Genomic DNA, 16,545 nt, shown 5'->3' on the forward strand with positions numbered 1-16,545 from the left:
TGTATCATAACTGGGAGATGCCAGAGGAGTAAAACAGCTTAATTTCAATGGTTATAGAGCTTTGGATTTTATTCGTTTTTAATAATTAACTCAATTTGCTTACGCTTTGCCAACGAAGGAAATGACTCGTTGGCATGGAGTAGGTAATGCCAATAATAACCACCAGTAGTAAATTGATTCCCATGCAGGCATCTGCATATTAATTGATTGCCAATATCCATAATACGACCAGCTTCACGAATGCTAGCAAACTTCAAAACTTCATTGCCGCAGGTACTAACAGCCATGACTGGTACTTGCTCTATTAAATTGTTTTTCACTGCATGGTTAACATTCTCTTTAGGGGTAACCCATTCTAAATTGCTTACGCTATTATTTGTCTTAATACCATCTATATGATTGACTTGAGGTAGCTTTTTAGGATTTGGAATAAAGGTCTGAGCTACTAATCTATGAGCAAAAAACCCTTTAACCTTACCATTTTTACATAACCTATATCGAGCATAGCCCCGCACAAAATCTGGTTTTAAAATTCGATCATATTTTGTATTTTTCACTTGACCTTCTGTGTTAATGAAATAGTCCTCATAGTTTTCAATTGGTTTCCACATAATTAATCTCCTTTCTCATATACCTAGTCTTCTTAACTCGTTGGCAATTTTTTTACATAGGACTCTAATATTTGAACTGTCTTATCCTCCATGCCTTCTGTTAAGTGGGAATAGATATCCATAGTAGTAGTTATACTGGAATGCCCTAATCTTTCTTGAACAGATTTCATATCAGCACCATTTTCAATTAACATAGTAGCATGAGTGTGACGCAACATATGAAAATTAAATGGTATATTTATATCGTTAGTGACGATATCTCTGGTATGATTAGCGTGAAAAGGGGTAAAAGCAGTTCCATTTTCTGAGGTACATACAAAATGTATCTCTTTTTTATCCTTTTTATCAAGATTATAGCTATGATAATCTTTGTAAATGAATCCTTCTTCATCAATGAAGAACTTATAATAATAGATGCCATACTTTAATTTATTTTTACTTTGTTCTATTTTGTGTTTTTTTAATAAATTAACTAAAGTATCGCCAATTCTTATTGTCCTTACAGAGGATTGATTTTTAGTAGTAGATAGGATAAATTTATTGCCTTTTCTAGTGACATTCTTTTCTACAGTAAGTGTTTTATTGTCCAAATCTATATTTTCCCACTTCAAAGCACACACCTCTCCTACTCTCAAGCCTGTATGAAATGCAATTTGAATAGGTATATAGTGTATAGTTCCTTTAAATCTTTCTAATATTTTTTGATATTCATCTAATGTAACTGTTTTTTTATCATCGTTTTTCTTCAATGATGGCATTGTCACATACTCCATAGGGTTATTTTTTATAAATTGACAAGGATGAACGGCATACTTTAGCGAGCTAGATAATATGGCTTTCATATTTTTTATATATTTTAAGCTATAATTTTCTTTGACTTTATCATTAATAAAAGATTGTAAAACTGTTGGAGTCAAAGAGTTGAGTTTATACTTGCCTAGATCTGGTTTAATATGATTTTTTATTATAATATTTCTTAACTTATAAGTAGTATGTTTTAAGTTTGTTTCTACATATTCCTTCATCCAATAATCCATATAATCGGATACGGATATATTTTTAGGTTCAAAAAATTGTCCTGCATTTTCATATTCAGTTAGTGCAATTCTTCCAACCCTAAGAGCCTCTGCTTTAGTATCTCCACCAACTCTTTCTATCCTCTTGCGTTTACCATCTATAGATGCAGTTTCAAAGCTATAGTACCATTTCTTTCCTCTTTTTCTTGCTGATACAGTCATTTTTATACTCCTTTCTTAAACTTATGTTCTTTTTTGAATTTATATAAAAGAGCCGAGTTAGGCTCTGAATATCATTCCTTTATTCCCACACTTCCATTACAGCCAAAGGATCAAAATAGACAGCATAGTTATCGATTACATAAAACTGTCCATATTTTTGACTATAATACTTTAAAACTTCTTCTATATATTCCTCAGTAACATCTAGATATTCGGCTAGTTCGAATCTATTTCTAACGCCAGCTTTGTAAGCGTTAATTAAATCAATAATACCTACTAATTTTCTATATCCCCATGCTCTAGCTTGTCTCTCTTGTTTCCGATTTCTAACATCTGATTGGTCTAACACGTCACCAATATTTGCATGATAGTGCCCTAGTTCTTCAACTAATGCACATTTCTTATCTGCATTGTTAAGGTCCTTTTTTATAGCAATCCTATTTCCTTTAATCCTTCCTTTATAAGCTTTGAGAGGTTTCTCTTTTACAATTAATCCGTGCATTTCTGTTTCTATTAATAATTCTTCATAAGTCATTTGCTCCGTCCCCCTGTCAACCTATTAAAAATCGTCATCATCCATTATAGCATCGTCATGAGCTTTATCTTCTTCAGAGGCTCCTTCAATTTCATGTGCTGCATTAAGAAGCAAGTGGTCAGGTGTTTCTTCTTTCCTCTTTTCATTAAGATTGAGAATTTTAAAACGCAAATATGATTTTATATCTTTTATAAGCTCGTTATATTCACTTATTGATATATTAAAAGATACATCACCATAGGTAATGGTATAGTATTCTTTTTCAGGTAACTCGAAATCTTTTGGAGGTATGAGCCAAGAATTATATTCAATATCGCAATCTATAAGTTTAAGTGCATTAATAAATTTAGTTTCTTGCTCACTTTTGGACAATGTTTTTTCAAGATCATCCCATCCCATTAAATAAGCTGGAGTTGTATTTAAAATTTCTGCTAAAGGCTCTATTACAGTAATAGGTAAATTTTCAATTTCGTCACTTTCATATCTGTATATTGTTGCCCTATTTTTACCTAATTTATCTGCTATATCATCTACCGATAGACCTAATCCTTTTCTTAGTTCTTTAATTCTTTTTCCGATGCTCACTCTTATCATCCTCCCACAAAATATCAAATCTAATTTCATTATACCTTATATTCGCAAATATGCAACATAAAAACGGTAAAAAGTTAAATAATTATAAAAATATGCGAAAATAATATTGACTTTAGAGAACAAGATGATATACTTTAATTAAAGTCGCGTAAAATGCAACAAAGAAATAGGAGGTGTAAAGAGTGGTAAATGTCAATAAATTGAAGGGGAAAATAGTAGAAAATGGACTTAACATCTCTGAACTAGCTAAAAAGATAGGTTTGGATAGAAGTACACTTTATAGAAAACTAAACAGCGATGGTGAAACTTTCACAATAAAAGAAGCTAATTTAATTTTCAGGGAGTTAAAGTTAACAAAAGTAGAGGCAATGGAAATTTTTTTTAATTATCATGTCGCATGAAGTGCAACAGTTATAGCAAAGGAGGAAAGCGAATGAATGATTTGCAAATATTTAAAAATGAAGAATTTGGAGAAATAAGAACAGTCTTAATTGAAGGTAAACCATATTTTGTAGGAATTGATATAGCTAGAGCATTAGGATATAGCAATCCTAGTAAGGCAATTATACAACATTGCAAAGGGGTTACCAAAATGGGAATACCTTCGAAAGGTGGGATACAAGAAACAAACGTTATTCCAGAAGGTGATATTTATAGGCTAATAACTAAATCAGAGCTACCATCAGCAGAAAAATTTGAAACTTGGGTATTTGATGAAGTTCTACCATCTATAAGAAAACATGGGGCATATCTAACAGATGGAGTTATGGACCAGATACTAAGTGACCCAGATTTTGGGATTAAACTTCTTATGGAATTAAAGACAGAAAGAGAAGAAAAGCAACAGTTACAATTAGCTAATCAAAAACAACAACAAATAATTGGAGAGCTAAAACCTAAAGCTGATTACACAGATAAGATTCTAAAGAATAAAGGGCTTGTTACAATAACGCAAATAGCTAAGGACTATGGGATGAGCGGAACTGAAATGAATAAGTTGTTGTATCAATTAAAGGTACAATACAAACAAAGTGACCAATGGCTTTTATATAAAGAACATCATGGAAAAGGATATACTCATTCAGAAACAATTGACATAGTTAGAAGTGATGGAAGAGCAGATGTGAAGATGAATACTAAATGGACGCAAAAAGGAAGATTGTTTTTATACGACTTATTAAAAGAGAATGGCATATTGCCAACTATAGAAAAAACTGCATAGTCGAAAAGTAGAAAATGTATTTGAAATAAACGAATCTCAAAATTAATTTAGAAAAACAAAATTAAAGGGGGGACAAAGATGAACAGTTTAATAAAGAAAGAATTAGTTTTAGATAGCAGAGAAGTAGCAGAAATGGTGGAAAAGAATCATGCACATTTATTAAGAGATATAAAGATATATATCGAATATATTTCAACCAATCCAAATTTGGATTCGTTAGACTTCTTCATCGAAAGCACATATATAGATGCAAAAGGAGAAGAAAGACCTAACTATAATTGCACTAAAAAAGGTTGTGAGTTTATAGCCCATAAGCTTACTGGACAAAAAGGCACTCTGTTTACAGCAATATATATTAATAGATTTCATGAAATGGAAAGTCAATTAAATATGAAAGGTACTTTATCAAATCTAAGCCCACAACTACAGTTATTAATAAATATGGAGTTAAAACAAAAAGAAATAGAAGCTACTGTAATTGAGACCAAAGAAGAAATCCAGGCAATGAGAGAAGTAATAGAAATTAGACCAAGTGAAAATTGGAGAAAAGAAACCAATTCAATAGTTAATAAAATATGTAAGAAGTTAAATGATTATCAAAATCCTAAAGATGAGATTTATAAAGCTTTAGAGGAAAGAGCGAAATGTAATCTTAAAATTAGACTTAACAATTTAAGAGGTAGAGCCTTCGATAACTGTTGGACGCAAACTAAAATCAATAACCTTAATTATCTTGATGTTATAGCTGATGATGGTAAGCTAATTGAAATCTATACAGCAATAGTTAAGGAAATGGCAGTTAAATTTTTATAAAGCGAGGTGAAGATAAATGAAACCAAGATTAGAGTTATTAGAAAATACTTTATACACAGTAGAGGAGGTTGCTGTTGTAATAAAAACTAATACTAATTATGTCTACAGCTTAATAAAAGCGGGTCACTTAGAAGCATTAAAACTAGGAAGAATTAAAGTAAGAAAATCGGAAGTAGAAAGATTTTTAAAAGAAGCTCAAGGATACGACTACACGGACCCTTACAATATAAAGGAATTGGCAAACGAGGAGGAAAAATCAAAATGTTGAATATAATATGCAACCTAATAGCCAAAATAGTTTTTCTAGGCATAAATGGGACAATCTGTATACCGATTTTAATAGCTTTGTTTCCAGAATTTGTGGGACAAGTTAAAGATATAGCTTATGTAAGCAATAAAACATTTAAAATGGGGGAGAGCAATGTCAAATCTAGAAAAATGGGACTTCATTAAAATTCTAGACTTCAACAGAGAAGAACTAGACGAAGAAGAAATGAAAGACTTCATAGGGACAGATGGGATTATAATAGGTATCTTTGGTGACTCTGGATACCGATATGATGTGATTTTATTTAATATGGGTTTACAAAAGAAAGCTATGGACAACGGTGGAATCCTTTGGAGGGATGAAGATTTAGAGAAGTTAGAAATTGAGGGGGTGAAATAAACATGAATGAAGATAAATACAAAGAACATCGTGGCAGTTGGCCTGTTCAATGCACTCTAAAATACGATAAAAGAAAAATAGGTAGAAATGAATCTTGCCCTTGTGGCAGTGGAAAGAAGTATAAGAAATGTTGTGGTCCAGTTTTTAGAAATAATAGATGTCATTTAAATAGTCAAACCCTTTATTAAGAAGTCTAGGAGATGAATTAAATATGGAAACTAAAATTCAATCAATTAACTTAGTTCAGAATAGAGAGAATTTGATAACTAGATATGAGAATGTGCTAACAGAGGTAGAATTGGAGTTTATGCTGAATTATCTAGTAGATAGCATAGAAGTAGGAGAAATATATGATTTCTATGTAGTAACTGATGATATAATTCTCGACCATATCAATCTTTATGTTTCTAAGATAGAAAAAACTACAGATGATCATATCATTCATGGAACTAATGATGAAGATATAGAAGTAAAATTTTATCTTTCTAAAACTGAGTTTTGGATAAGGTAGGAGGTGAAAAATTGATTACTATTAACTCTCAAGATTGCAAAGAAAAGTTCTATCAATCATTTAAGACACAATTAGAACAAATAAATAAAACTTATGATGAAATCTGTATTGCATGTATAGGCACAGATAGAAGTACTGGAGATAGCTTAGGTCCTTTAGTAGGTTACAAACTTGGAGAATTAGAAGGAATTAGGATTGTAGGTAACTTGGATAAACCACTTCATGCACAAAATTTAAAGGAATTCGTTTCTTCCTTAGATGAAAATACTCTTGTAATAGCTGTAGATGCAGCACTAGGTAAAGAGGAAAGAGTCGGATTTATAAATGTAAAGCAAGGTGCATTAAGACCAGGTGCAGGAGTAGGGAAAGATCTACCCCATTTAGGAGACATAGCAATTACTGGAATTGTGAATATTGGTGGAATGATGGAATTTATGGTATTACAGAATACTCGATTATCCGTAGTTATGAAAATGGCAGATGTAATTTCAGAAGGTCTGAAAAGAGTTTTAAAAGAAAAAAGCTCTCAGGGACGGCAATCCCAAAAGAGCCAATAAGAAAATACTCAATTAAATTATATCAAATAGGAGGAATTAAGTAAATGAAAACAATGACTATAGAAGAATTAAGGAAGAGAGAACTTCAATTTGGTGATGTATTGTATTTTGAATGCCAGAGCGAAGATTTTAAAGGCTGGTATCTAATTATGAAAAATTGCCTCATAGGATTAAACACTCCCACCCCTATCGCATGGCGACCTAATTGTATTGATGAAAAATTCATAACTAAAATTATTTTAAATGAAAGCATAGATATTTTATCAGCTGCATATGATTTTTCGCAATTTATGAGAAGCTTTAACGACTCTTTGGATTCACACCTAATTACTTACATCGTTAAGAAAAAGATGGCTAAATATGTCCATTGCGTACATTTTGGTAGTTCAAAATTCTACACATGGAGAGTTCCAGAGAAGCTAAACAATGTCAAGTTTAAAAAAGGTGACATTGTAGAGGTAGATACCATGTATGGCAATAAATATGTAGAAGTCCGAGAAACAGCTGAATATGAGTATGACGAGAAAACTAAGGAAGTCATAAACCTAATAAAAACCGATGACTTACCATTTTAAGGGGGAATTACATTGAAAAATTATCAAATAAATCCAGTTAATATAGCAAGCCTAGTTGAATTGACAGCAAATTTGTTCAAGACAATGGATAAAGGAATACCCTATTGTCCAAATAGAAATGAAAAAGCTACACAAATGCACTTCGTAGCAGATTTATTAAAGGATTTAGTAAATACAGCTTATCCAAGGCAAGAAAGTCCTAAGAAAGGATTACCTAGAGATATGTTGGATGCCATGGCATATGGGCTAGATAAGGTAATCGGAGAAGATTCTACAGTCATAACTGCACTTAATCTAGACTTCAAATCATTTGAAGAAGCTTTACAAAAGATAAACAAGATTATGAAAGACTACAAACCACCAAAGGCAGGTGAGTTTTAGTGGATACCGATTATAAGAAACTTACAGAAGATTTAATTCAAGCCAGATTAGCAGCAGAGAAAGCAGCAGAAGGTGAAGATGGTGGAACTGCAAATTTAGATACTATGACAATAAAATTACCTAGAGCAAACGAAAAGAAAGTCATTGAAGCAGTTAAGAAAGCAGGACTTTATACAAGAGGTAGAAGGGATTGGTTAGGTCCTAGATATTTTATATCAGGTCCTGGTGGACAAGGCAACTCAAACACAAGAGCAGTTGAAGCTATGACAAAGGTTATGAGGGAAGCAGGGTGGAATGTTTTAATTTATTATCAAATGGATTAAGGGGGAGAAGTAATTGGAAATTATCAAAGGTAAAAATTTAGGTGGTTTTGATTTAATGCCAGCAGCTGAAGGAACTTGTCCAGAATGTGCAACAAAGCATGAACCTGAATTTCCACATAATCAGCAGAGTTTATTCTACCAATATAAATTTTATAATGAGCATGGTAGATGGCCAACTTGGAAAGATGCAATGGAACACTGCTCGGAAGAAATGAAAAAATTATGGACTAATGAATTACAGTCAAGGGGGATTGAGATATGAACATTAAACTAAATTGGCTACACCTAAAGAATTTCAAAGGAATTAAGGATTTTAAGCTAGTAGCAAACGGAAAGAATGTTTCAGTATTTGCAGATAATGGAAAAGGAAAAACTACTCTAATGGATGCTTTCCTTTGGCTCTTATTCAATAAAGATAGTAACGATAGTACAAACTTTACAGTAAAGCCCCAATCAGAAGATGGCAGGACATTCATCACCTACAGACCGAAGTAGAAGCAGAACTATTAATAGATGGAAAACCATTAAAAATAAAGAAAATGCAAGAGGAAAAATGGGTTAAAAGGCAAGGTACAACAGAAAGAGTATTTGATGGACATAAAACTTCATATTGGTTTAATGAAGTACCAGTAAAAGCAACAGAGTATAAGACAAAAGTGGATGATTTAATCAATGAAAATATATTCAAGATGATTACCAACCCACTATTTTTTAACACCAAATTGAAGTGGGAAGAAAGAAGAAAGATTCTTTTAGAAATATCAGGAGATGCGACGGATGAACAGATAATAGCTTCAGATGAAAGTTTAGCAAGATTAACTGAAATATTAAACGGTAGGTCCATAGATGATTATAAATTAGTCTTAGCAGATAAACTCAAAGGCCTTAAAAAAGAAAGAGACGATTTGCCACCAAGAATTGATGAATTAACACTATCACTTCCTCAGGAAGAAATTGACTATTCGGCAATAGAAGTTGAATTAAAAGGATATAAGGACCAATTAGCAACGATTGAATTTCTAATGACCAATGCTACTAATAAAGCCAATGGACTCAATAAGAAACATCAAGAGTTATATTCATTAAAAGGCCAACTAGAGAAGGTCAAAGAAAAAATTAAGTTAGAGTCGGGAGCAGATAGGCAGGAACTGGTAAATAAAAAACTAGAGTTAGAAAATGGTAAATACCTTCTAGAAAGCAATATTCAATTTCTAAAAAATAGTATAGGCGATAGGTCAGCTATTGAACTTGGAGAAGAACAATTGAGTAAATTAAGGGCTGAATGGAGTTCTTTAGATAGCAAGAGAAAAGAAATTATGAATTGGGAATTTGTAGAGCCATCTGAAGATGATTTTAATTGTCCTACTTGTAATCAAGCTTTGCCACAGGATTCAAAAGATGCAAAGATAGACGAAATGTATGAGAACTTCAAGAAAAATAAAAAGGCTGAACTTGATAATGTAATAGCTCAGCTAAACAAAAATAAAGAAGATGGTTTAAATACTGCTAAAAGAAATGAGTTAAATAAGCAAAATAAGTTATCTCTTGAAAAAGAATTAGAAGAAAAATTATTAAAACTAGAAGAAATATCAAAATCAATAGCTGAATTAGAAGTAGAGTTATCCAAACCAGTAGTTGAACCAGATTACACTCAAAATAAAGAATACAATGAAATATTCAGTAAAATCGAACAGTTGCAAACTGAATTAGATAAACCTGTAGAGGATAAGTCAGTTGAATTACTTCAAAGAAAATCAGAAATACAAGCTCAAATAGATGATTGCAATAAGGTCTTAAACAGTAAAACAGAAACCGAGAAGAAAAAAGCTAGAATAGAGGAATTAAAGACAGAGGAAAAGAGAGTATCGGCTCTTATAGCTGAATTGGAAGGTCATAAATTCTTGCTTGAAAGATTTACAGTAGCGAAGGTAAATCTACTTGAAGATAGCATAAATAGCCAATTCAAACACGTAAGATTTAAGTTGTTTGAAGAAAACATTACTAATGAAGGGGTCAAGGAAACTTGTGTTGCTCTAGTGAATACTAACGGATCTTACGTTAAATTTGAAGATGGAAACCTAGCAGGGCAGATAAATGCAGGTTTAGATATAATTTCAGCCTTATCCAAATTTTACGGTGTTCAGGCTCCAATATTCATAGACAATAGGGAGTCAGTGAGTGAAATCATGGAAATTGATAGCCAGATAATTAATCTAATTAAGCCACCAACATGGAATGAGTTGGATAAGTCAATTAGAAATATGTTGATTGAAAAGCAAATAGAGAAATATCCAGAAGTATCGGCAACAGAAGACCCAATATACCACTTAGATGTAGCTAGACGTGAATGGAATGATAGGAATAGTAGCTTAAGGGTGGAGATAGGAGAATAATGCCAGAACTTAAAATAGGCGACAGATTTTATTCTGTAGGCAACTTCTATGTAACTTTAAATGAAATAACTGACACGGACTATGTATTTATAGATGATGGAGGTTCTCCATGGGGTGGTTCCAAGAAGGATATAGGAGATTTTATAGTACAAGGGATATTAACTAAAGTAAGTGAGGTGGAGTAGGTGGAAATTAAAGTAATAAATCTTTCTGATGAATCAGAATTTGAAAATATAGTAAATGCTTATTTAAAAGAGGGTTGGAAAGTATCTTCAACATCTTGTGGGTTTATAGATAGTGATACCTATAATTATGCAAGTGTGCTACAAGTAATTTTAATTAAGGAGGAATGCTAAATGTCAAATAATCAAGTAGCAGTTCAAGATATAGATTTATCTTTAAGTCAAAGATTTACAAATGCAATGGTACAAGAGTTTCAAAGCGGGGTAGGGGCAGTAGCTCTTACCGACTTCCAACAAAGATTAGCACAGAATTATTTTATAGCTATAGATGCAGCTTTAAAGACAGCAGAAATAAATAGACAAAGAAAGAAAACTAATAAAGATCCATTACCAGTAGTTTGGCAAAATGTAGATATGAATTTATTAGCTAGAAATTTAGTAAGCTATGCAAGAATTGGACTAGACCCAGCCCAAAAAAATCATATTCATGCTATGCCTTTTAAGAATAATTCAACTAATAAATATGACATTGTTTTTATCGAAGGATATAGAGGAATTGAATTAAAGGCTCAAAAGTACGGATTAGATGTACCAGATGCAGTAATAGTTGAACTTGTATATTCAAATGACCATTTTAAGCCAGTTAAGAAAAGTAGAACAAATAAAATTGAAGATTATGAGCTTGAAATTACCAATGCATTTAATAGAGGGGAAATTATAGGAGGATTTTACTACCACTTATACAATGATAATCCATCTAAAAATAAATTAGTAATCATGACTATTGATGACATATTGAAAAGAAAACCTAAATATGCAAGTGCAGAGTTTTGGGGTGGAGAAAAAGATGTTTGGAAAAATGGGCAAGTAGTCGGAAAGGAAAAGATTGAAGGTTGGTATGAACAAATGTGTTATAAGACCATCTATAGAGCAGCTTACAACGATATTACCATAGATAGCCAAAAGATAGATGATGATTATCTGAGATTAAAACAGTTAGAAAATCAAGCTACAGAAAGTATGGTACAGGCTGAAATTGAAGAAAACGCAAATACTGAATACCTAGATTTTGATGGAGATACAGGAGAAATCGTAGATGGTGAAGTTGTCGAGGAAGAACCAGAGGTTGTGGAAGTAGAGGAAGAACAAATTGAAATGGAAGGACCAGGATACTAATGAAAAGTATCGAAGAAATTAAGCAAAATGAAAGATTAATTATTCAACAGATAGGTCTAGATGGAGGGTATGCCTTTGCATATCTTCCAGGAACTAAAAAGCCAGTAGCAGTGATATTTAGTTGTGGTGGAGATTGGGACCATGTATCGGCAAGTTATTCAAATAGGACTCCTACTTGGGATGAAATGTGTTACATCAAGGATATTTTCTTTAGTGAAGATGAATGTGTAATACAGTATCATCCACCTAAGAGTGATTATGTAAACAACCATCCTCACACGTTGCATCTATGGAAACCTCAAAATGAGAATATTCCAATGCCACCAAAATCTATGGTTTAGGAGTGATTAAATGAAATTAAAAGTTTTAGCAAGTGGAAGTAAAGGTAATTGCTATATCTTAGAAACTTTAGCAGGGACCCTCATATTAGAATGTGGTATCTCTTGGAAAGAGATATTACTAGGTTTGAACTATGATATATCAAGGGTGATAGGTTGTTTGGTTAGTCACGAGCATAAAGATCACTCAAGAGCTATTGAAGATGTAATGAACGCTGGAATTGATGTATGGACTAGTCAAGGAACTATAGAAGCATTAGGGATAAAACATTATAGGCTTAAACCCATAAAAGATAAAGATAGATTACTTATGGGAGATATGACCATATTACCATTTGAAGTTCAGCATGATGCAAAAGAACCACTAGGTTTCTTAATAAGAAATAGACCAACTGGTGAGAACTTATTATTCATCACAGATAGTTATTACAGTAAATATAAATTCAAGGATTTAAAGTATATCATGGTTGAATGCAACTATATCAAAGAAACGTTAGATGAAAACATAGAGAATGGATATATCGACCAAGCTATGAAACCAAGGTTACTACAGAGCCATTTCAGCCTTGAAAATGTAAAGGAATTTCTAAAAACTAATGATTTAAGTCAATGTCGTGAAATTGTACTCTTGCATTTATCAGATAGAAATAGCGATTCTGAACAGATGATGAGAGAAATTAGGGAAGTAACAGGCATTACACCTAAAGTGGCAACTAGAGGGTTGGAAGTGGAATTAAATTTATATCCATATTAGGAGGGTTGTATGTGAAAAGATGTGAACATTGTATTAACTGCAAAATCATTATTGATGAACTCACCAATGCAGAGGCAAGATGTATGGCGACAAAGTCCAAGAAAGGGAGATGTATTACTTGGGCGTGCACAGTTTATAAAACAAGAGAAGATGCTATGTGGCGTGTAAATGGAACTGCTGGAGAAAGCAGGGTAAAAGAATCGCTGTCGAAATAAAAGAAGGCTCCAAGTTGGTGTCCTTTAAGGGGTGATTAAATGAAAAGATTAATTGCCAAAAGAAGATTAGGGCTAAAATGTGAATTTTGCAACAGAACTATCTTCAAGGGTGAAGTTTATTACAAGCATAGGACTGTATTTACAGAAGAAAACAGGGTTTATGGGTATACGTCTTACATTTGCCCTAAATGTAAATATAAAAGAGAACAATGGCATCTAAGATTTTTAATATTCAAGCATAATAAATGTACTCATCCAAAGGAATTTATAGATACAAAGTATACCAACGAAAGATGTCCAAGTCCAGATTATGACTATTGCAGGTTATGTGGAACTGCATTTTAAAAATAAAAAATAGGGGGAATTATCGTGGAACAAATTATACAAAATTTAAAACAGCAAGCAAGAGAGTCATGGAGTGGCAGAACAGGAGAAGAAAGGGCAGAAAATCTTGAAAAGTATTTAAGAAATAAATTAGAGGAGTATTCAAAAGCATTAGGAATTTCGCAAGAAGAAATTCTGAAATCTTGGGAAGAAGATAGAAATTATTCCACAATCAATTATTATCAAGAATGCAATCAACCTTCTATAAAAAGTGATAAGACGAAGGTGTTTGAGACGGTTGAGGATATGTTGAAGTCTATAGGTAAGCGAGGGTTTAGATGCCCTTCATGTGGTGGGATTTCTTCAAGTCCATATGAATGTAATAGTGGGTTAGAGATGGCTAAAGGCAAAACATGTGATTGGAAAGTATATGGATTATTTGGAGACTTAGGCAAAGGAGTATTTGTTTACTGTAAAGATAAGTTAAAAGGCGAAACAATATTTATGCCTATAGCATGGGAAAATAACGAAGTGGAAGTTGAACCAGAGCCAGAGCCAAGTTTTAGCTAAAGGGGTGAGGACAATTAATAAAGATACTAAAATAACTATTTTATATTTTTTAGTTTTCTTAGTAGCTATAGGAGCATTAAAGGCAGTGATTAATGAAACAAAGGCAGAAATCGAAACTTTAAAAGTAGAAATAGGACAACTAGAGGATGAAAGGTTAAAGTTGCAGAATCGAAAGGAATTTCTTGAGGATATCCTAATTAGAAATAAGCAAGAAAAGGAAATGTTAATTCTGCAAGTAAATGATTTAGAAAAAGAAAACGAGCAACTAAGGACAATTAGAGCAAAACTGACAGCTTATTCTCCTTTGGATAATCGTGACGGCCAACAAGCTGAAGGTGACCCCACTAGAACATCTATAGGTAAAAGAGTAAGTCGAGGAATAGTGGCAGCAGACCCAAGGAAGCTTCCATATGGTACTAAATTAGAAATACCGAATTGGGGAGTTGTAGAAGTTGGTGACACTGGTGCAGCTTTAAGAAATGACAATAAAAATATCAGGATAGATTTATTTCACGAAACTTATAATCAGGCCATGCAATTCGGTGTCAAAGATACAGAAGTCAAGATACTAGAATGGGGCGATAATTAATGGCAGAAGTTAAATGGATAAAAATTGTCACAGATATATTTGATGATGAAAAAATATTGTTTATAGAGCAATTGCCTGAAGCAGATTCAATTATAGTCATTTGGTTTAAATTACTAACATTGGCAGGTAAAATCAACAACGGTGGAGTTCTATTATTCAATGACAGGATACCTTACACGGATGAAATGTTATCGACAATATTTAGAAGGCCAATAAATACAGTTAGATTAGCATTAAGGACATTTGAAGATTTTGAAATGGTAGAAATAATTAACGATACAATAACTATTCCAAATTGGAGTAAACATCAGACCTTAGACCAGCTAGAGGAAAGAAAAGAATATATGAAACATTATATGAGGGAGTATAGAGAAAGGCAAAGGATGTTAGCTAGTGGTGAAGAATGTAAAGTTAACAGTAAATCTAACAATGTACCTAACAGTAAAGCTAATGTTAGCTCCCTAGATATAGAAGAAGATAGAGAAGAAGATAGAGAAGAAGATATAGATATAGAAATAGATAAAGATACTACTATAGAAAAACCTTCAATAGCACCACATAAAGAAATAGCTGAACTTTATAATGCTATATGTATTTCATTCAATCCAGTAAAACAGATAACTAATAACCGCAAAGGCAATATGAATGCACGTTATAGGGAAAATGGTTGTAATGTAGAAGTTTTTAGAACTGTATTTAATAAAGTGCAAAATAGTAGCTTTCTAAGAAAGGGTTGGAATACTGGAGGAAAGGCAGACTTTGAATGGATAATGAAACCGACTAATTTTGTGAAGATATTAGAAGGAAAATATGATGATAAAACAGATGGAGGTGACTCAAGTGGAGCAAATAAGCCAAGCAATCAAGAACATGACCAATACGAAGGAATCGGAATTAAACTTAATGACTTGCCGTAAATGTGGAGAAAAGCTGGTTATGGAAGTAAATATATTAGGCGAAAAGAAGATAGTGCCAATCTCATGCAAATGCCAGCAATCAGAATATAAAAAAAGAAAAGAAGATGAAGCTAAAAAAGAAATGCAAAAGAAATTAGATAAATTAAGAAAATATTCCCTAATGAACAGTAAATTCTTTGATTGCACCTTTGAAACTTATGACATAGACAAGCAGAACTCTAATTTATACAAGATTGCACTTAACTACTGTAAACAATGGCCAGATATGAAAAAAGAGGGAATCGGTTTAATGTTTTGGGGGACTCCTGGTACTGGTAAATCTCATACATCATTTTGTATAGCGAATGAACTTATGAAGAATTTAACTCCAGTGATTGCTATAAGTTCTATTGGTCTGATTGGAAAGATTTATGACAGCTATAGGAAATATGGAACTGAAGGAGAATATGAGATAATAAATACTTTTAACAATGCAGATTTACTCATAATAGACGATTTAGGGTCAGAGCATGAGAGTCATGGAGGAAAAGAGAAACAGATACTTTATTCAGTCATAGATACTAGAATTAGAAACGGAAAACCGATGATAGTAACTACAAATTTAACTTTATTACAGCTAAAAGATAAATTAACTTATGATGATGGAGTCCCAAGAACTTATGACAGATTGATAGAAATGTGTACGCCAATTCAAATAGAAGGACCATCAAGAAGGGTTATATCGGCTAGGAAGAAACAGAAAGAAGTATTAGAGAGATTGTTGAAGGATTAGGAGGTGACTTTGTGGGAAGTAGGAATGAAGATTATATCGAGCAAAGAGCAATTGATACGGCAAATTATCTTATAGAAAATAATTCGACTATAAGGGAAACAGCTAAGCATATGGGAGTGTCTAAGACAACCGTTCATAAGGATTTAGTAATTAGGCTCAAGGATATAAATCACTCTTTGTATGAAAATGTAAAAGAAGTCTTAGCTACAAACTGGGAAGAGAGATATCTTAGGGGTGGATTGGCTACAAAGAAAAAGCATGAGATGTTGAGAGAATAGGAGGGATTAT

The 16,545-nt window shown here is 32.6% G+C and carries 31 protein-coding genes; 27 read left to right on the forward strand and 4 right to left on the reverse strand.

From position 1 onward, the window contains the following. Positions 1-68 precede the first annotated feature (68 nt). The 4 genes from CIW83_RS09250 to CIW83_RS09265 form a co-directional block, all read right to left on the reverse strand. Positions 69-611 carry an HNH endonuclease gene (locus tag CIW83_RS09250; protein ID WP_094900552.1) on the reverse strand — a complete coding sequence of 181 codons (543 nt, stop codon included), beginning with the start codon at positions 609-611 and terminating at the stop codon, positions 69-71. 32 nt (positions 612-643) lie between these two features. Next, entirely contained in the window at positions 644-1,849 is a 1,206-nt protein-coding gene (locus CIW83_RS09255) for a site-specific integrase (RefSeq protein WP_094900553.1), read from the reverse strand. Between the two features lie 79 nt (positions 1,850-1,928). Next, the gene (locus tag CIW83_RS09260; RefSeq protein WP_094900554.1) at positions 1,929-2,384 is read right to left on the reverse strand and encodes an ImmA/IrrE family metallo-endopeptidase; all 456 of its coding nucleotides are present in this window, start codon (positions 2,382-2,384) and stop codon (positions 1,929-1,931) included. A gap of 24 nt (positions 2,385-2,408) precedes the next feature. Continuing rightward, complete coding sequence (locus tag CIW83_RS09265) at positions 2,409-2,969, reverse strand: helix-turn-helix domain-containing protein (RefSeq protein WP_094900555.1); 561 nt, start codon at positions 2,967-2,969, stop codon at positions 2,409-2,411. A gap of 191 nt (positions 2,970-3,160) precedes the next feature. Between CIW83_RS09265 and CIW83_RS09270 the strand changes: the two genes are divergently transcribed. The 27 genes from CIW83_RS09270 to CIW83_RS09395 all read left to right on the forward strand — a co-directional run bounded on the left by CIW83_RS09270 (position 3,161) and on the right by CIW83_RS09395 (position 16,535). After that, on the forward strand, positions 3,161-3,379 hold the full coding sequence (locus tag CIW83_RS09270; RefSeq protein WP_094900556.1) for a helix-turn-helix domain-containing protein: 219 nt from the start codon (positions 3,161-3,163) through the stop codon (positions 3,377-3,379). Between the two features lie 32 nt (positions 3,380-3,411). Further along, complete coding sequence (locus CIW83_RS09275; RefSeq protein WP_094900557.1) at positions 3,412-4,200, forward strand: phage antirepressor; 789 nt, start codon at positions 3,412-3,414, stop codon at positions 4,198-4,200. 78 nt (positions 4,201-4,278) lie between these two features. Beyond that, complete coding sequence (locus CIW83_RS09280; protein WP_094900558.1) at positions 4,279-5,013, forward strand: Rha family transcriptional regulator; 735 nt, start codon at positions 4,279-4,281, stop codon at positions 5,011-5,013. Positions 5,014-5,029: 16 nt separating this feature from the next. Beyond that, positions 5,030-5,281, forward strand: a complete 252-nt coding sequence (locus CIW83_RS09285) for a helix-turn-helix domain-containing protein (RefSeq protein ID WP_094900559.1) — start codon at positions 5,030-5,032, stop codon at positions 5,279-5,281. Then, complete coding sequence (locus CIW83_RS09290; RefSeq protein ID WP_094900560.1) at positions 5,275-5,466, forward strand: hypothetical protein; 192 nt, start codon at positions 5,275-5,277, stop codon at positions 5,464-5,466. Before CIW83_RS09285 ends, CIW83_RS09290 begins: the two co-directional genes overlap by 7 nt. Then, the gene (locus CIW83_RS09295) at positions 5,435-5,680 is read left to right on the forward strand and encodes a hypothetical protein (protein WP_094900561.1); all 246 of its coding nucleotides are present in this window, start codon (positions 5,435-5,437) and stop codon (positions 5,678-5,680) included. Before CIW83_RS09290 ends, CIW83_RS09295 begins: the two co-directional genes overlap by 32 nt. A 2-nt stretch (positions 5,681-5,682) precedes the next feature. After that, positions 5,683-5,868, forward strand: coding sequence for an SEC-C metal-binding domain-containing protein (locus tag CIW83_RS09300; protein ID WP_094900562.1), 186 nt, complete (start codon positions 5,683-5,685; stop codon positions 5,866-5,868). A 23-nt stretch (positions 5,869-5,891) separates the two neighbouring features. Beyond that, positions 5,892-6,191 (forward strand): hypothetical protein, encoded by a 300-nt coding sequence (locus CIW83_RS09305; protein ID WP_094900563.1) that lies wholly within the window; start codon positions 5,892-5,894, stop codon positions 6,189-6,191. An 11-nt stretch (positions 6,192-6,202) separates the two neighbouring features. Beyond that, positions 6,203-6,748, forward strand: a complete 546-nt coding sequence (gene yyaC / locus CIW83_RS09310) for a spore protease YyaC (protein ID WP_158220070.1) — start codon at positions 6,203-6,205, stop codon at positions 6,746-6,748. Between the two features lie 44 nt (positions 6,749-6,792). Further along, positions 6,793-7,323 carry a DUF5839 family protein gene (locus tag CIW83_RS09315; RefSeq protein WP_094900565.1) on the forward strand — a complete coding sequence of 177 codons (531 nt, stop codon included), beginning with the start codon at positions 6,793-6,795 and terminating at the stop codon, positions 7,321-7,323. A gap of 12 nt (positions 7,324-7,335) precedes the next feature. Then, positions 7,336-7,704: a hypothetical protein gene (locus CIW83_RS09320; protein WP_094900566.1), complete on the forward strand. Its 369-nt coding sequence runs from the start codon at positions 7,336-7,338 to the stop codon at positions 7,702-7,704. Then, positions 7,704-8,027 carry a hypothetical protein gene (locus tag CIW83_RS09325; protein WP_094900567.1) on the forward strand — a complete coding sequence of 108 codons (324 nt, stop codon included), beginning with the start codon at positions 7,704-7,706 and terminating at the stop codon, positions 8,025-8,027. The genes CIW83_RS09320 and CIW83_RS09325 overlap by 1 nt, the downstream gene beginning before the upstream one ends. A gap of 13 nt (positions 8,028-8,040) precedes the next feature. After that, on the forward strand, positions 8,041-8,289 hold the full coding sequence (locus CIW83_RS09330; RefSeq protein ID WP_201259764.1) for a hypothetical protein: 249 nt from the start codon (positions 8,041-8,043) through the stop codon (positions 8,287-8,289). Beyond that, positions 8,286-8,522, forward strand: a complete 237-nt coding sequence (locus tag CIW83_RS09335) for an ATP-binding protein (protein WP_094900568.1) — start codon at positions 8,286-8,288, stop codon at positions 8,520-8,522. The genes CIW83_RS09330 and CIW83_RS09335 overlap by 4 nt, the downstream gene beginning before the upstream one ends. Positions 8,523-8,566: 44 nt before the next feature. Next, the gene (locus tag CIW83_RS09340) at positions 8,567-10,420 is read left to right on the forward strand and encodes a hypothetical protein (RefSeq protein WP_094900569.1); all 1,854 of its coding nucleotides are present in this window, start codon (positions 8,567-8,569) and stop codon (positions 10,418-10,420) included. Further along, positions 10,420-10,605, forward strand: coding sequence for a hypothetical protein (locus CIW83_RS09345; protein WP_094900570.1), 186 nt, complete (start codon positions 10,420-10,422; stop codon positions 10,603-10,605). The genes CIW83_RS09340 and CIW83_RS09345 overlap by 1 nt, the downstream gene beginning before the upstream one ends. Next, positions 10,606-10,776 (forward strand): hypothetical protein, encoded by a 171-nt coding sequence (locus CIW83_RS22195; protein ID WP_158220071.1) that lies wholly within the window; start codon positions 10,606-10,608, stop codon positions 10,774-10,776. It abuts the gene before it with no gap. Then, positions 10,777-11,778, forward strand: coding sequence for a recombinase RecT (locus CIW83_RS09350; RefSeq protein ID WP_094900571.1), 1,002 nt, complete (start codon positions 10,777-10,779; stop codon positions 11,776-11,778). It abuts the gene before it with no gap. Then, positions 11,778-12,119, forward strand: a complete 342-nt coding sequence (locus CIW83_RS09355; protein WP_094900572.1) for a hypothetical protein — start codon at positions 11,778-11,780, stop codon at positions 12,117-12,119. The genes CIW83_RS09350 and CIW83_RS09355 overlap by 1 nt, the downstream gene beginning before the upstream one ends. Before the next feature lie 10 nt (positions 12,120-12,129). Next, the gene (locus CIW83_RS09360; RefSeq protein ID WP_094900573.1) at positions 12,130-12,870 is read left to right on the forward strand and encodes an MBL fold metallo-hydrolase; all 741 of its coding nucleotides are present in this window, start codon (positions 12,130-12,132) and stop codon (positions 12,868-12,870) included. 11 nt (positions 12,871-12,881) lie between these two features. After that, entirely contained in the window at positions 12,882-13,085 is a 204-nt protein-coding gene (locus CIW83_RS09365) for a hypothetical protein (protein ID WP_094900574.1), read from the forward strand. A 39-nt stretch (positions 13,086-13,124) separates the two neighbouring features. Further along, positions 13,125-13,430 (forward strand): hypothetical protein, encoded by a 306-nt coding sequence (locus tag CIW83_RS09370; RefSeq protein ID WP_094900575.1) that lies wholly within the window; start codon positions 13,125-13,127, stop codon positions 13,428-13,430. Positions 13,431-13,454: 24 nt separating this feature from the next. Next, complete coding sequence (locus CIW83_RS09375; protein WP_094900576.1) at positions 13,455-13,979, forward strand: hypothetical protein; 525 nt, start codon at positions 13,455-13,457, stop codon at positions 13,977-13,979. Then, on the forward strand, positions 13,948-14,568 hold the full coding sequence (locus tag CIW83_RS09380) for a 3D domain-containing protein (protein WP_094900577.1): 621 nt from the start codon (positions 13,948-13,950) through the stop codon (positions 14,566-14,568). Before CIW83_RS09375 ends, CIW83_RS09380 begins: the two co-directional genes overlap by 32 nt. Beyond that, positions 14,568-15,485 (forward strand): phage replisome organizer N-terminal domain-containing protein, encoded by a 918-nt coding sequence (locus CIW83_RS09385; protein WP_094900578.1) that lies wholly within the window; start codon positions 14,568-14,570, stop codon positions 15,483-15,485. The genes CIW83_RS09380 and CIW83_RS09385 overlap by 1 nt, the downstream gene beginning before the upstream one ends. After that, entirely contained in the window at positions 15,409-16,257 is an 849-nt protein-coding gene (locus CIW83_RS09390; protein WP_201259765.1) for an ATP-binding protein, read from the forward strand. Before CIW83_RS09385 ends, CIW83_RS09390 begins: the two co-directional genes overlap by 77 nt. An 11-nt stretch (positions 16,258-16,268) precedes the next feature. Next, positions 16,269-16,535 carry a sporulation transcriptional regulator SpoIIID gene (locus CIW83_RS09395; RefSeq protein ID WP_094900580.1) on the forward strand — a complete coding sequence of 89 codons (267 nt, stop codon included), beginning with the start codon at positions 16,269-16,271 and terminating at the stop codon, positions 16,533-16,535. Positions 16,536-16,545: the final 10 nt, after the last annotated feature.

The organism is Tissierella sp. P1 (assembly GCF_002266425.1).
GTDB lineage: Bacteria > Bacillota > Clostridia > Tissierellales > Tissierellaceae > Tissierella > Tissierella carlieri.